Annotated in this window: 15 protein-coding genes and 1 riboswitch; of the genes, 8 read left to right on the forward strand and 7 right to left on the reverse strand. The window is 37.4% G+C overall.

Annotated elements, in window-relative coordinates; genetic code table 11:
- Positions 1 to 33: 33 nt before the first annotated feature.
- From FIT79_RS00455 to FIT79_RS00480, 6 genes are all read right to left on the reverse strand, one after another.
- Complete coding sequence (locus FIT79_RS00455) at positions 34 to 492, reverse strand: EVE domain-containing protein (protein WP_139875296.1); 459 nt, start codon at positions 490 to 492, stop codon at positions 34 to 36.
- Positions 493 to 774: 282 nt separating this feature from the next.
- On the reverse strand, positions 775 to 1,068 hold the full coding sequence (locus tag FIT79_RS00460) for a cell division protein ZapA (RefSeq protein WP_028818142.1): 294 nt from the start codon (positions 1,066 to 1,068) through the stop codon (positions 775 to 777).
- The gene (locus FIT79_RS00465; RefSeq protein ID WP_190243287.1) at positions 1,065 to 1,265 is read right to left on the reverse strand and encodes a hypothetical protein; all 201 of its coding nucleotides are present in this window, start codon (positions 1,263 to 1,265) and stop codon (positions 1,065 to 1,067) included. The genes FIT79_RS00460 and FIT79_RS00465 overlap by 4 nt, the downstream gene beginning before the upstream one ends.
- Positions 1,266 to 1,325: 60 nt before the next feature.
- A complete protein-coding gene (xerC, locus tag FIT79_RS00470; protein ID WP_139874139.1) occupies positions 1,326 to 2,219 on the reverse strand; it encodes a tyrosine recombinase XerC in 894 nt (297 codons plus the stop codon).
- Between the two features lie 5 nt (positions 2,220 to 2,224).
- On the reverse strand, positions 2,225 to 3,070 hold the full coding sequence (dapF, locus tag FIT79_RS00475) for a diaminopimelate epimerase (protein ID WP_139875298.1): 846 nt from the start codon (positions 3,068 to 3,070) through the stop codon (positions 2,225 to 2,227).
- Between the two features lie 14 nt (positions 3,071 to 3,084).
- Complete coding sequence (locus tag FIT79_RS00480; RefSeq protein ID WP_420898288.1) at positions 3,085 to 3,864, reverse strand: lysophospholipid acyltransferase family protein; 780 nt, start codon at positions 3,862 to 3,864, stop codon at positions 3,085 to 3,087.
- 127 nt (positions 3,865 to 3,991) lie between these two features.
- On the opposite strand from FIT79_RS00480, the gene metK reads away from it, so the two are divergent.
- The 3 genes from metK to metF all read left to right on the forward strand — a co-directional run bounded on the left by metK (position 3,992) and on the right by metF (position 7,627).
- Positions 3,992 to 5,149 (forward strand): methionine adenosyltransferase, encoded by a 1,158-nt coding sequence (gene metK, locus FIT79_RS00485; protein WP_139866691.1) that lies wholly within the window; start codon positions 3,992 to 3,994, stop codon positions 5,147 to 5,149.
- A 56-nt stretch (positions 5,150 to 5,205) separates the two neighbouring features.
- Positions 5,206 to 5,287, forward strand: a riboswitch (S-adenosyl-L-homocysteine riboswitch).
- A 79-nt stretch (positions 5,288 to 5,366) separates the two neighbouring features.
- Positions 5,367 to 6,788: an adenosylhomocysteinase gene (gene ahcY, locus FIT79_RS00490; RefSeq protein WP_139875300.1), complete on the forward strand. Its 1,422-nt coding sequence runs from the start codon at positions 5,367 to 5,369 to the stop codon at positions 6,786 to 6,788.
- 2 nt (positions 6,789 to 6,790) lie between these two features.
- Entirely contained in the window at positions 6,791 to 7,627 is an 837-nt protein-coding gene (gene metF, locus FIT79_RS00495) for a methylenetetrahydrofolate reductase [NAD(P)H] (RefSeq protein ID WP_139869941.1), read from the forward strand.
- On the opposite strand, the gene FIT79_RS00500 is transcribed toward metF, so the two are convergent.
- Positions 7,624 to 8,085 carry a Smg family protein gene (locus FIT79_RS00500; RefSeq protein WP_139875301.1) on the reverse strand — a complete coding sequence of 154 codons (462 nt, stop codon included), beginning with the start codon at positions 8,083 to 8,085 and terminating at the stop codon, positions 7,624 to 7,626. The genes metF and FIT79_RS00500 overlap by 4 nt on opposite strands.
- A 177-nt stretch (positions 8,086 to 8,262) precedes the next feature.
- Between FIT79_RS00500 and def the strand changes: the two genes are divergently transcribed.
- From def to FIT79_RS00525, 5 genes are read left to right on the forward strand one after another with little or no spacing between them, the layout of a single operon-like run.
- Positions 8,263 to 8,775: a peptide deformylase gene (gene def, locus FIT79_RS00505; RefSeq protein ID WP_139875302.1), complete on the forward strand. Its 513-nt coding sequence runs from the start codon at positions 8,263 to 8,265 to the stop codon at positions 8,773 to 8,775.
- Positions 8,776 to 8,793: 18 nt separating this feature from the next.
- Positions 8,794 to 9,738, forward strand: a complete 945-nt coding sequence (gene fmt / locus FIT79_RS00510; RefSeq protein ID WP_139875303.1) for a methionyl-tRNA formyltransferase — start codon at positions 8,794 to 8,796, stop codon at positions 9,736 to 9,738.
- Between the two features lie 5 nt (positions 9,739 to 9,743).
- Positions 9,744 to 11,024 (forward strand): 16S rRNA (cytosine(967)-C(5))-methyltransferase RsmB, encoded by a 1,281-nt coding sequence (rsmB, locus tag FIT79_RS00515; RefSeq protein WP_139875304.1) that lies wholly within the window; start codon positions 9,744 to 9,746, stop codon positions 11,022 to 11,024.
- The gene (locus FIT79_RS00520; RefSeq protein ID WP_139875305.1) at positions 10,987 to 11,580 is read left to right on the forward strand and encodes a DUF4390 domain-containing protein; all 594 of its coding nucleotides are present in this window, start codon (positions 10,987 to 10,989) and stop codon (positions 11,578 to 11,580) included. The genes rsmB and FIT79_RS00520 overlap by 38 nt, the downstream gene beginning before the upstream one ends.
- Positions 11,577 to 13,712, forward strand: a complete 2,136-nt coding sequence (locus FIT79_RS00525) for a sensor histidine kinase (RefSeq protein WP_139875306.1) — start codon at positions 11,577 to 11,579, stop codon at positions 13,710 to 13,712. Before FIT79_RS00520 ends, FIT79_RS00525 begins: the two co-directional genes overlap by 4 nt.
- Position 13,713: the final 1 nt, after the last annotated feature.

Genomic DNA, 13,713 nt, shown 5'->3' on the forward strand with positions numbered 1-13,713 from the left:
TATTTTAAAAGCCCAATATTTATTGGGCTTTTTTTATTTCAAATATTTCTCAATAAATTTCCACTCATCTTCTGTCACCGGAGTAATGGAGAGACGATTTCCTTTTTGAAGTATGCGCATATTTTCTAGTGCTTTAAACTCTCTTAGTTCTTTTAGACTTAATAAATTTGTTTTTTTAACAAGGGCCACATCTACATTGAGCCAGCGTGGATTTTCAGGTGTTGATTTAGGGTCAAAATACTTATGACCTTTTTGAAATTGAAAACGATCCGGATAAGCAAGCTTAGTTATCTTTACAACACCGGCAATCCCAGGTACATCACAATTGGAGTGATAAAAAAATGCAAGGTCGCCCACCTTCATTAAATCTCGCATAAAGTTTCTTGCTTGATAATTTCTAACACCATACCAATCAATGGTTTGTTTGGGGAGCTTTGCCAAATCATCGATTGACACATCGGATGGTTCGGATTTCATGAGCCAATAACGCATAGTTTTAAATAAAATAAAAGGTGGATAAAAGAGCTATGTTGATTTTCTTAAGTGTTGCCTAGACCAGCATCCTGAACCAAAGGTTCAAGGGGTAAAAGCCTAAGGTGCATTAGGTGCAATCGCCAAGGGTGTCTTAAAAGAGCACCCAATTTAGATCGCTCACACCGCAACCTGATGAGCTAAAACCGATGCTATAGACTAGTTCAAGGAATTATTAGCCTAAGCAACACTTAAAAAAACAAACGTGCTCATCGCAATGTTTAGTAAAGAATAGGCAGATCTTTAGTTTTGTGCAAGCACTTCGTCGATTTGATGTTCAATCGATGAAATTTTATGGCGGAATTGAGATAAGCCTTCACCGTCGGAAGTGTTTGAATTGATAAGTTCATTGGTGATATTAAGCGCTGCCATGATGATGATGCGATCAATTCCTACAATAGAGCCTTGAGATTGAATGAGATCAATTTTCTGATTTAAATATTGGACAGAATCTAACAGACTTTTTTCTTGGCCTTCAGGACATGCAACGATGAATTCGCGTGCCATGATAGTGACAGTAATATTTTTTGAGCTCATCGATTTTCTTCAGGAAGTTTTTTCATCATTTTTTCAAGACGAAGACTTGCTTCTTTCATATTGGACTGAAGTTTTATAAGTGTTGCTTCAGTCGATGCGAGCCGAGTCTCGAGCCCCTTATTTTTTCCCTGAGCAGATTCAATTAAGCTGATGAGCTGCTTAATTTTTTTCTCTAGTGCGATGAGTTGTGCTTCCATACCTTCACTATAGTTTAAAGAATTGAAGTGCGTCAATAGCGACTAAATAAATTAAATGCATCATGATTTCTTTTTAGCTCTTGGATGTGCTTTATCGTAAATATTTGCAAGATGCTGAAAGTCAAGATGGGTATAAACTTGCGTGGTGCTGATATTGGCATGACCTAACATTTCTTGCACTGCTCTTAAATCTTGACTTGATTGCAAAACGTGTGAGGCAAAGCTATGTCTTAATAAATGAGGGTGAACCGTACTATCAATACCTTGCTTGATAGCCCACATTTGAATGCGATACTGAATAGCGCGAGCTGTCATGCGCTTACCACGCTCCGTAATAAATAAGGCATCCATTGATTTGTCATCTGTTTTGATAGTTGCACGTTTTTCAATCCAAGATTGAATGGCATGCATTGCTTTTTGGCCTATAGGGACCATACGCATTTTATTGCCTTTGCCGGTGACAGTGATAACACCTTCTTGAAGATCGAGATCGTTGATATTGACATTTACTGCTTCACTTAAACGTAGTCCAGATGAATAAAATAATTCTAAAAAGGCTTTATCTCTTAACCCTAGTAATGTGGTGTCATCAATAGATACGAGTTTAACCATCTGCTCAATTGATAAAGTTTGCGGTAATGTCTTGGCACTCTTGGGTGCGTGGACATCTTTGACAGGATTTTCTTTAAACTGGTGGCGCTCAATCAGGTAATTAAAAAATCCTCGCCATGCAGACAACATACGTGCGATAGATTTGCCATGGAGTCCTTGGCTATTAAGTTTAGCACTTGCTCGTCTGATGTCTTGGATAGAAAAGGATTCAAAACGATCATGCTCGACAAGAACTACAAGCTGGGCAAGATCATGGGCATAACTTTTAATTGAGTTGCTGCTAAGACCTTTTTCAAAGGTGAGGTAATCGATATAGCTTTTTTGGAAGTGATTATGTTCCATAAGTTTTAAGTGATCTCAATATCTCCCTCATAGAGAGTGACAGCCGGGCCTTTCATCATTACAGGATATGAAGATCCTTTCCAATCGATAGATAATGATCCTCCTGGCATATCAACTTTCACAGGTGATATAAGTAAATGACGTTTGATTCCTGATACTACCGCAGCGCATGCCCCTGTTCCACAAGCAAGTGTTTCGCCTGCGCCTCTTTCAAAGACACGCAAACGAATATGATGAGACGATACAATTTCCATAAACCCAACATTGACGCGCTTTGGAAAAAGCTCATGTGATTCCAAATAAGCACCTAATATTTCAACATGAGCTTGTTGAGTATCTTTGACTGTGATCACTGCGTGAGGGTTGCCCATGGATAAAACTGCCATATTGATTGTTTCTTTTTGATGCGGTAAATCTATTGAAATAGGGTATTCATTTTTTTCGACATCTGAAATAAATGGAATAAGTTTAGGATTAAAAATAGGCTCACCCATATTCACTTCAATCAGATGCTCAGCGTCTTCAGTGAGCTCAATAACACCTGATTTTGTTTCCACGCGAATGGATTGTTTATCAGTTAAGTGCTTATCTTTTACAAATCGGTAAAAACAACGCGCACCATTGCCACATTGCTCAACCTCACCACCATCTTGATTAAAAATACGATATTTGAAATCAACGTTTTCAAGGGCTGTATGCTCAACAACGAGAAGCTGATCAAATCCGATCCCGAGTTGTCTGTGAGATAAAGATTGAATCGTATCTTTAGATAACTGGAAAGGAGACTTAGTATGATCGAGCACTACAAAGTCATTACCAATCCCATGCATTTTTGTAAAATGAAGTTTCATAAAATGATTGTCTCTTATTTGTTTGGCTTTTTAAATCGTTGATAATTCCAAAGATACTGTGTTGGATATTTTCGAATGAGCATCTCAAGTCGATTATTAATACCTTGGGGGGAGTGATCTTGACCCAAAGGTTCAATATAGACTTCGTATCCCTGGCCTCCAGAAAGTCTATGACCAAAACCAATCAGGACAGCGGCATTCGAAGATTCTGCAAGCTTAGAAACAAGAGTCATAGTATAGGCGGGTGTATTAAAAAATTGAGCCCATACGCCCTGACCTTCATTGGGCACTTGATCAGGCAAGACACCAATCGCTTCACCCTTTTTTAACGCTTGCATTAATTGCTTAACGCCATGGAGGTTTGCTTCAGCAAGATGAATTTGGGGGTGACGCCTTCCAGATAAAACAATATTTGCAAGCCAGTTATGTTTTGGACGTTTGAATAGAACTGTGATGGGTTGAAAGTTTGCGTAGTATTGTGCGGTAATTTCAAAACAGCCTAAATGAGGAGTTAAAAAAATAATACCCTTTTTCTTTTTGAGGGCAGCTTCAACATGCTGCCATCCGTAACATTGTTTGACCCAGCGAAAATTTTTTTGAGGTGAGTTAAACCAAATCGCAGGGGCTTCCATAAGACACTTTCCAATTTCGCGGATCGATAATTGTGTAAGTTTTTTTAAATCGTTTTCATCGGATGAAATAGAAGCACGTTTTAAATTAGCATCTATACGCTCTTTAAATCGACGATCAAATTGATAAGCGACTCGACCTAAAAATCCCCCTAATCCATGCAAGATAAAGAGAGGTAATTGAAAGAATATGGTAATGAAAAATAAGGATAGTCTTGATAGCATAATTGTATTTAAAGCTGATATTTTGCTATTCTAAACGCTTTACGTAATTTAGAACTTGGAAAAAACCATGAGCGAGCATTTATTTACTTCGGAATCTGTTTCCGAGGGCCATCCAGATAAAGTAGCTGATCAGATATCAGATGCGATCCTTGATGCTATCTTAGAACAAGACCCTACGGCTCGTGTTGCAGCTGAAACATTAACAAACACAGGGCTTGTTGTATTAGCAGGAGAGATCACCACGACAGCTAATGTGGATTACATTAAAGTTGCTCGCGATACGATTCGTTACATTGGCTATGACAATACTGATTACGGCATTGATTATAAAGGCTGTGCTGTCCTTGTCGCTTATGACAAGCAGTCGCCTGATATTGCGCAGGGTGTGGATGGTGCTTTAGATGACCCACTAGACCAAGGCGCAGGTGATCAAGGTTTAATGTTTGGTTATGCCTGTGATGAAACAGCGCAGTTGATGCCAATGCCTATTTGGCTATCTCACCGTTTAATGGAAAGGCAATCTTATTTAAGAAAAGATGGCAGGCTTCCATGGTTGCGTCCGGATGCTAAGGCACAAGTCACTTTAAAGTATAAAGATCATAAGCCGCATTCGATTGACACAGTTGTGCTCTCAACTCAGCATGATCCAGAGGTATCTCTCGAGACCATTCGGGAATCAGTGATTGAGGAAATTATTAAACCTATTTTGCCTAAAGAGCTTATTAAAGGGGACATCAAGTACCTTGTAAATCCTACAGGTCGATTTGTCATTGGCGGGCCTCAGGGTGATTGTGGACTCACTGGACGTAAAATCATTGTGGATACCTACGGCGGTTCAGCACCTCATGGCGGCGGGGCTTTTTCAGGAAAAGATCCAAGTAAAGTCGATCGTTCAGCGGCCTATGCAGCTCGCTATGTCGCTAAAAATATTGTGGCAGCAGGCTTGGCTTCTCGTTGTTTAGTGCAAATTTCATATGCGATTGGTGTTGCAAGACCGACCTCGGTCATGCTGGAAACTTACGGCACAGGTAAGATTGCAGACGACAAATTGACCGCATTAGTTCTTGAGCATTTTGATTTAAGACCTAAAGGCATTGTGAAAATGCTTGATTTATTGCGTCCCATTTATAAGAAAACGGCGGCTTATGGACATTTTGGACGTGACGAGCCAGAATTCTCATGGGAATCAGCAGATAAAGCTCAAATCCTTAAATCAGCAAGTTAAATATTTGAACTTTAGTAAGTATTTGAGTCCTAATTACTTTTAATTTATAATGCAATTCTTCTGAGGAACGCTGCGAGGTTTTTTCATAAAATCCCAGGCTCAGATTACAAGTTTACTTGTAAACGGCGTTCACCAATTTATAACCGTGCCAGTCACGGGATGTTGGTGGATACCGAAACATCCCAGCTGGTCACTTAGCATTCAAAAGGAATTTAAAATGAATACAGTGACTAACCAAAATTTAAATACACAAGACTATCTTATTGCCGATATTAATCAGGCTGACTTTGGCCGCAAAGAAATTACCATTGCAGAAACTGAAATGCCAGGTCTCATGGCTATTCGTGAAGAATATTCAAAAACAAAACCATTAAAAGGTGCCCGCATTAGCGGCTCACTTCATATGACGATTCAAACAGCAGTGCTCATTGAGACACTTAAAGATTTGGGAGCCGAGGTGAGATGGGCATCTTGCAATATCTACTCAACACAAGATCATGCAGCAGCAGCTATAGCTAAAAGCGGCACACCTGTCTTTGCTTTTAAAGGTGAAACACTTGATCAGTATTGGGAATACACGCATCGTATTTTTGAATGGAGCGATGGCGGCTATACCAACATGATTCTTGATGATGGTGGTGATGCAACTTTACTTCTTCACTTAGGTACGCGCGCTGAAAAAGATGCCGCATTGATTTCGAAGCCTTCAAGCGAAGAAGAGATTTCACTTTTTAATTCAATCAAGCAAAAGTTAGCAACAGATCCTCATTGGTATTCTGAAAGGCTTAAACACGTTCAAGGGGTAACCGAAGAAACGACTACAGGTGTTCATCGTTTATATCAAATGCATAAAGAGGGTAAATTAGCTTTCCCTGCAATTAATGTTAATGATTCAGTGACTAAATCTAAATTTGATAACCTTTATGGCTGTCGTGAATCTTTAGTAGATGCTATTAAACGTGCAACGGACGTAATGATTGCAGGTAAGGTAGCTGTTGTGGCTGGATATGGAGATGTAGGTAAGGGTTCAGCACAAGCACTCCGCGCTTTATCGGCACAAGTATGGGTCACTGAAATCGATCCTATTTGTGCACTTCAAGCTGCAATGGAAGGTTACCGAGTCGTGACTATGGATTACGCCGCTGAACATGCCGATATTTTTGTAACAGCTACAGGTAATTATCATGTCATTACTCATGACCATATGTCGCGTATGAAACATCAAGCAATCGTTTGTAATATTGGCCACTTCGATAATGAAATTGATGTGGCGTCTTTAAGTGATTGCAAATGGGAAGAAATCAAACCGCAAGTGGACCACGTGATTTTTAAAGACGGTAAACGAATCATCTTGCTTGCAAAAGGTAGGCTCGTGAATTTAGGATGCGGCACAGGGCATCCAAGTTATGTAATGAGCTCTTCATTCGCAAATCAAACGATTGCTCAGATTGAATTATTTGCGCACTCTGAGAAATATCCGGTTGGCGTATATACATTGCCGAAACATTTAGACGAGAAAGTTGCTCGCTTACAATTGAAAAAATTAAATGCGGAACTTACGACTTTGTCTGAAGTGCAGGCTAATTATATTGGCGTTAAAGAAGAAGGACCTTACAAGCCTGAGCAATATCGTTATTAATCATGGCTAAGAAAATTTCTTACAGTTTCGAGTTTTTTCCTCCCAATACACCGGAAGGTATTAAGAACTTAAAAGATACTCGTCAGCAACTCTCTGCATTTAAGCCCGAATTTTACTCGGTGACATTTGGTGCAGGGGGCTCTACGAGAGATCGGACGCTTGAAACAGTATTAGAAATAAAACAAGAAGGCTTTAATGCAGTACCTCATATTTCAGGTATTTCATCGACAAAAGCAGAAATTAAAACTTTACTTGATCTCTACCAGCAAAATAATATTAAGCATCTTGTAGCCTTGAGAGGTGATGTGCCGCAAGGAGCATTGCCAAGTGGAGAGTTTAAACATGCTAATGAATTAGTAAGTTTTATTCGACAAGAAACTAATGATTACTTTCATATTGAAGTAGCAGCCTATCCTGAATATCATCCTGAAGCGCCCTCAGCACAAATAGACATTCAAAACTTTAAAAATAAAGTGGATGCTGGGGCCAATTCGGCTATTACACAATTCTTTTTTAATGCCGATGCATATTTTAGATTTATGGATGAATGCTTAATTGCAGATATTGATGTGCCGATTATTCCAGGTGTTATGCCAATTTATAACATTAATCAATTAGCTCGCTTCGCATCTAATTGCGGCGCAGAAATTCCTCGCTGGCTCAGAATTAAATTAGAGAGCTATGGGGACGACTTACCCTCATTAAGATCATACGGTGTAGATGTGATATCTGAACTTTGTGAAACGTTGATTGGATGGGACGTACCGAGCTTACATTTTTATACGTTAAACCAAGCAGGCATTATTTCCCGCATCATTCAAAATATAGAAAGTACTTAGTGTAAAACTAAGTTGTGATCTTGGTAGATTGCATCTTCGATAAATAAAAAGTCTTTTTCACGACCTTCATTCCAAAGCGCCATCATCACAATCCAACGCATTTCCTCGATATTAATATGCTCTTGTTTCAGTGCCATAGCTCGATCCAGGATAATTTCTCGTTCATTTGTGTCAAGCACCTTGGCTTGTTCTAGGAATAATACAAAACCTAAGCTTTCAGCACTTATCTTTTTTTGTTCATTCTCGGAGTACATGCGATAGCCCAAGGAAGAACATGCGTTATTTTTTACAGGGATGGCATTAGTCATTGCTTTTAGCTGATTAAACCAAGTAAAGGCATTTTCAATATCTTGATTATCAAATCCGGCAGCTTCAAGTTCTGCAGTAATGCTTTTGAAGTCAGGCAAATTTTGCGTACTCAGATAATTTTCAAACATATAGATCAGCAGTTCTAGCATAAAGATTCCTTTACGATAGTGAATGAAAAATTACTTAGAAGTAAGTGAAGGCTAAATGAATTTGAGTCAGGTAATTGAGCTATTAGCAAAGTATAATATTCTTAATATGTCTAATAAATTTAAGGTGTTTAGACCTTGTAGATAAGTTATCAGCAATAAATAAAATAATCAACATTTATGGCAATTTTAAATATATTAAATTATCCTGACCCAAAACTGCATACTATTGCAAAACCAATTGAGGTTGTGGATAACTCAATTAGGAAGCTTATCGATGATATGGCGGAAACGATGTATTCTGCGCCAGGCATAGGATTGGCTGCAACTCAAGTTGATCGTCATCTTCAATTAATTCTGGTGGATATTTCTGAAACAAAAGACAATTTAAAGGTTTTTATTAATCCTAAAATTATTGAATCATCAGGGCAGCAAGTATATGAAGAGGGCTGTTTATCAGTGCCTGATGTTTTTGAATCAGTGAAACGTGCCGAACATATAAGAGTTCAAGCGCTTGATCGAGAAGGAAAATCTTTTGAGCTTGAAGCAGAGGGTTTATTGGCTGTTTGTATTCAGCATGAAATGGACCATCTTCTAGGTAAAGTATTTGTAGAATACTTATCATCATTAAAACGGAATCGCATCAAAATAAAAATGAAAAAACGCGCCAAAGAGCATTTGGTTAATGCTTAATTTAGCGACATCTATATAGTGAATCCCTTAAAAATTATTTTTGCCGGCACTCCTGACTTTGCTGTCCCAGCTTTGCAGGCTCTTTATGATAAAAATTATAAGGTAGTTGGTGTTTTAACTCAGCCTGATAGGCCATCAGGCCGCGGTTTGAAGCTTCATCCGAGCCCCGTAAAGCTTAAAGCAAATGAATTAAGTATCCCTGTTTATCAGCCTTCAGAATTAAAAAGCCAACAATCATACGAGACTTTGGCGGCAATCGATTTCAATGTGATGATAGTGGCAGCCTATGGACTGATTATTCCCCAAGCCATTCTAGACCTTCCTTCTTTGGGTTGTTTTAATATACATGCGTCTCTATTGCCGAGGTGGCGAGGTGCTGCTCCAATTCATCGTGCTATCTTGATAGGTGATAAGACAACCGGAGTCACTATTATGCGCGTAGTTCAAAAATTGGATGCGGGCGACATGGTTAAAAAAGCTGAAATTCAAATCAGCGAAAAGGATACAACTGAGCAGTTAACAAAAACACTTTCAATATTGGGCGCCAATTTAATGACAGAAGTCATGGATGAATTAGCCAAGAAAGGTGAGCTTCAATCTTCGCCTCAAAATGAAGCGAATGTAACTTATGCCGAAAAAGTAACTAAAGAAGAGTCAAAAATTAATTGGCATGATCCCGCCTTAGTAATTGCAAGAAAAGTCAGAGCATTTAATTCATTTCCAGTTGCACAAACTGAATATCGTGAAGCTGTATGTAAAATTTGGCAGGCTGAGGTTGCCATAGACGCTAATGAAGATGCCAATATAGGCGAAATTATAAAGCTTGACGAATTTATTCATGTGAAATGTGGTGAAGGTATCTTATCAATTAAAGAGCTTCAAATGCCCGGGGGGAAAAGACTTAAAGCCAAAGAATTCATTCTGGGGCATCGACCTATATTGGGAGACGTCTTTAAGTCGTAACTATTTTGCATCAATCTCAACTTATTGCAGCAGATTGTGTGTCCGAAGTTATAAAAGGACATAACTTAAATCAAGTTTTTGAAAGGCGTTTCGAACATCATCAGAATATTACGACACAACAAAAATCGGTTGCGATTTTTTTGGCATATGGGGCCATTCGATTTTTAGGTGAAAATCAATTTTTTATTCAGCAACTCATTGATAAAAAAATAACAAATAAAAAAATCGAAGCTTTACTTTGTGTTGCCTTATTTCAATTGAATCATGACCAATCCACTGATTTTACAGTAGTGAATGAAGCTGTAGAGGCAGCTAAATTGATCAATAAATCCTGGGCAGGTTCTTTTGTAAATGGAGTATTAAGAAATTTTATTCGTCAAAAAGAAAATTTACAAACAGAATTAAAAAATAACGAAGAGGCTTTTTATTCATACCCCGTATGGTGGATTAATCTTATTAAGCAAAATTATCCCAAGGACTGGGAAAGTATATTATTGAATGGAAATAAGCACCCGCCCCTGACGTTGAGAATTAATGAAAGAAAAACTAATCTTAAGCAATATGAAGAAAAACTTAAATCAGAAGTGATTTCTTATCGAGTTTTAGGAAATACTGCATTAGAGCTGGCCCAGCCTACTCCTGTAGAAAAAATACCTGGATTTATGGATGGCGAAGTTTCTATCCAAGACTTTGGCGCTCAGCTTGCTGCAAAACTTTTAGATTTGCAAGATGGCCAGATTTGTCTTGATGCCTGCAGTGCGCCTGGCGGAAAAACTGGGCATATGCTAGAAATTGCCGATATTGAGTTAGTGTCTATTGACCAGCAAAAAGACCGTCTATATAAAGTAAAGGAAAATTTAGAGAGATTGCACCTTCACGCCTATTTGAAATGTGCAGATTTAACAGCAGTGAATACATGGTGGAATGAAAAATTATTTGACCGTATCTTACTAGACGCGCCATGTTCAGCATCGGGGGTCGTTAGGCGTCACGTAGATATAAAATGGTTAAGAAGGCCGCGTGATATTGAAATGTTTGCTAAACAACAAGAGGCTATGCTTGAAGCTATGTGGCAGCTATTAAAAAAGGGTGGTAAATTACTTTACGCGACATGCTCTATCTTTCATGATGAGAATCAGAAGGTTATAAATCATTTTATTAAAGAGCATACGGACGCAAAAGAAGTAAAATGGTCTGTTGATTCAGAATATAGAAAATATGAAAATCAACTAATACCAAGCGAAAATCATGACGGATTCTTTTATGCATTGCTTGAAAAAAATTAAATTAAGTATTTTCTTTAGCCTTTGGATGGCCTTGTTCTTACCTTCATCTATTGTTGCGGCCGACAATAGCTTAATTATCAAAACTGCTGAAATTAATAGTCAATTCGAAGCCTATTTTTTAAATGCTGATTTTGACTTATCTTTTAATGATGATTTAGATGAAGCAATTAGAAAAGGTATTCCTATTAATTTTGTTATTGAATTTGAGCTAAAAAAACCCAGAAAATATTGGTTTGATGAAGAGGTTGCTAAAAAAACAAAAGAGATTCTATTAAGTTACCATGCCCTATCAAAACAATTTATTCTCGCTGAGTCTGAAAATCGTCTTATTGCTTTTGATAATTTAACTCAAGCAAAAAATGAACTTAAAAGAATAAAAAATTGGCGTATTTTTGATAAATCACAGATTGATGATACTGAAAAGTACTCGGCTTATCTTCTAGTTAAATTAGATCAGACTAAATTACCAAAACAGCTTCAAGCAGATATAACAAGCAATCAAGAATGGCAATTAGCTTCTAAACAATTCCAATGGACATTCGTAAATAAAAAATGAGATATCTTATTGCCATTGCTGCTTTAGTTGGTGCATTGCTTTTATTTCTTTTGTCGAAAGCAAGTTCAAGTTCTGAATTTATTTCAGGTAGCTCTTACACAATCGTTCTAATATTAAGCGGCTTTTTTATTTTGAGTCTGATTGCAATCATTGCAAATCAGATTAAGAAACTATTTAGAAATATTAAAAAAGATGTGATGGGAAGTCGATTATCCATGCGTCTTGTTATTTCCTTTACGCTTATGGCAGTTATACCAGGCTTAATTGTTTATTTAGTTTCTGTTAATTTCTTAACGCGTTCAATTGAGTCATGGTTTAATGTCAAAGTCGAATCAGCCCTAGATGGTGGCTTAAAACTGGGGCAAAAAGCATTAGATATCATGTTAACTGACCTGGAGTTAAAAGCGGAGCGTATGGCACTCTCGCTCTCCTCATTGCCTGCGACATCCCAATATGCTGCACTTAGTGATCTTCGCGAAAAAACAGGTGTTCAGGATGCCACAATCATTTCTGACCAAGGAAAAATTATAGCTGTATCAAGCAATGATGCAGAGTCATTTTTACCTGCATTGCCGACTTTAATACAATTGAAGCAGGCAGAAAATAATATCTACGGGAAAATTGAGCCGATAACAAATAAAGGCCTTTATTTGAGGGTATTGGCACCAATTAATGGGACTTCAGTCTCGAACGAAAGATTAATTTTACAAATTTTACAACCAGTACCAAACTCCCTGTCGACATTGGCTGAGTCAGTGCAGGACGTATTCCAAGACTACCAAAAGCTTTCCTATAGCAGGGATTCATTAAAATTAATTTTTTCAATTACATTAACCCTTGTCCTTATGCTTGCCATCTTGACTGCTGTCGCCATCGGATTTTTACTTAGCAGAAAATTATCAGAGCCATTAGCACTTCTTGCTGAAGGTACCAAAAAGATTGCAAAAGGAAATTTTAAGACAATGCTTCCCGAAAAAGGCAAAGATGAGCTAGGTGTGCTCGTGAGATCTTTTAATAGCATGACTAGACAATTAGACCAGGCTACCCAAACATCAGAAAATAATCAGATAAGACTTGAGTCTGCTCGATCATATCTTGAAACTGTATTAGCCCATTTGTCTTCAGGAGTGATTGTTATTAACGATGCAATGGAAATTAAATCATTTAATATTGCCGCTTCTAAAATTTTGCAGGTTGATTTGTCAAAAAATAAAGACCAATTGCTAACTTCAATTTCAAATAAAAATAAATTATTAAAAGATTTTGTTGTGAGCATTCAGGAAGAAATCAAGACATCAAATAGGAAGATGCAACCAGAAATCATAAAACAATTTGAAATTAGATATGAAAAAAATAATCAAGTGCTTTCCCTACAAATCACAACTCTCCCACAAAATAAAGTTAACAACTATGTCTTAATGATCGATGATATTACTATGATGATTCAAGCTCAAAGAAATGCTGCTTGGTCTGAGGTTGCGAGAAGGCTTGCGCACGAAATTAAAAATCCACTTACACCAATTCAACTTTCAGCTGAAAGAATTAAACATAAATTAGGATCTAAATTAAATAAAGACGATACAGAGATTCTAGATAAGGCTGTCTCAACTATTGTGAATCAAGTTGATGCAATGAAAACTATGGTAAATGAGTTTAGTGAATATGCCCGCGCACCTAAATTAAATTTAGAATCAACAGATATTAACGAAACCATTATAGAAATTTCTCATTTATTTGAAAATTCAGGAATTAAGATAACAACTAATTTATTAAAAGGGTTGCCTAAAATAAAAGTGGACGCGAATATGATGAGACAGGTACTAATAAATCTTATTCAAAATGCGCAAGACGCTATGGTTAGTAATACAAAAAAACCGAGTATTAAAATTAATACGAATAAGTATAAAAATTATCTCGTCTTATCCATTGAAGATAATGGCCCAGGTTTTTCAGAAGACATACTAAAAAAAGCATTTGAACCATATGTCACAACTAAATCGCATGGCACTGGTCTTGGCTTGGCTATTGTAAAAAAAATAATTGAAGAGCATGAAGGAATCATTGTTGTAGAAAATATAAAAAGTGGCGGCGCCCATATTAATATTCAACTGCCAATATCTAAAAGTAAATAAT

The organism is Candidatus Methylopumilus universalis (assembly GCF_006365315.1).
In the GTDB taxonomy this organism is placed as follows: Bacteria; Pseudomonadota; Gammaproteobacteria; order Burkholderiales; family Methylophilaceae; genus Methylopumilus; species Methylopumilus universalis.

Coding starts and splice junctions, on each gene's coding strand:
- FIT79_RS00455 (WP_139875296.1), bottom strand. CDS start 492: ATGCGTTATTGGCTCATGAAATCCGAACCATCCGATGTGTCAATCGAT.
- FIT79_RS00460 (WP_028818142.1), bottom strand. CDS start 1,068: ATGAGCTCAAAAAATATTACTGTCACTATCATGGCACGCGAATTCATC.
- FIT79_RS00465 (WP_190243287.1), bottom strand. CDS start 1,265: ATGGAAGCACAACTCATCGCACTAGAGAAAAAAATTAAGCAGCTCATC.
- xerC (WP_139874139.1), bottom strand. CDS start 2,219: ATGGAACATAATCACTTCCAAAAAAGCTATATCGATTACCTCACCTTT.
- dapF (WP_139875298.1), bottom strand. CDS start 3,070: ATGAAACTTCATTTTACAAAAATGCATGGGATTGGTAATGACTTTGTA.
- metK (WP_139866691.1), top strand. CDS start 3,992: ATGAGCGAGCATTTATTTACTTCGGAATCTGTTTCCGAGGGCCATCCA.
- ahcY (WP_139875300.1), top strand. CDS start 5,367: ATGAATACAGTGACTAACCAAAATTTAAATACACAAGACTATCTTATT.
- metF (WP_139869941.1), top strand. CDS start 6,791: ATGGCTAAGAAAATTTCTTACAGTTTCGAGTTTTTTCCTCCCAATACA.
- FIT79_RS00500 (WP_139875301.1), bottom strand. CDS start 8,085: ATGCTAGAACTGCTGATCTATATGTTTGAAAATTATCTGAGTACGCAA.
- def (WP_139875302.1), top strand. CDS start 8,263: ATGGCAATTTTAAATATATTAAATTATCCTGACCCAAAACTGCATACT.
- FIT79_RS00520 (WP_139875305.1), top strand. CDS start 10,987: ATGACGGATTCTTTTATGCATTGCTTGAAAAAAATTAAATTAAGTATT.
- FIT79_RS00525 (WP_139875306.1), top strand. CDS start 11,577: ATGAGATATCTTATTGCCATTGCTGCTTTAGTTGGTGCATTGCTTTTA.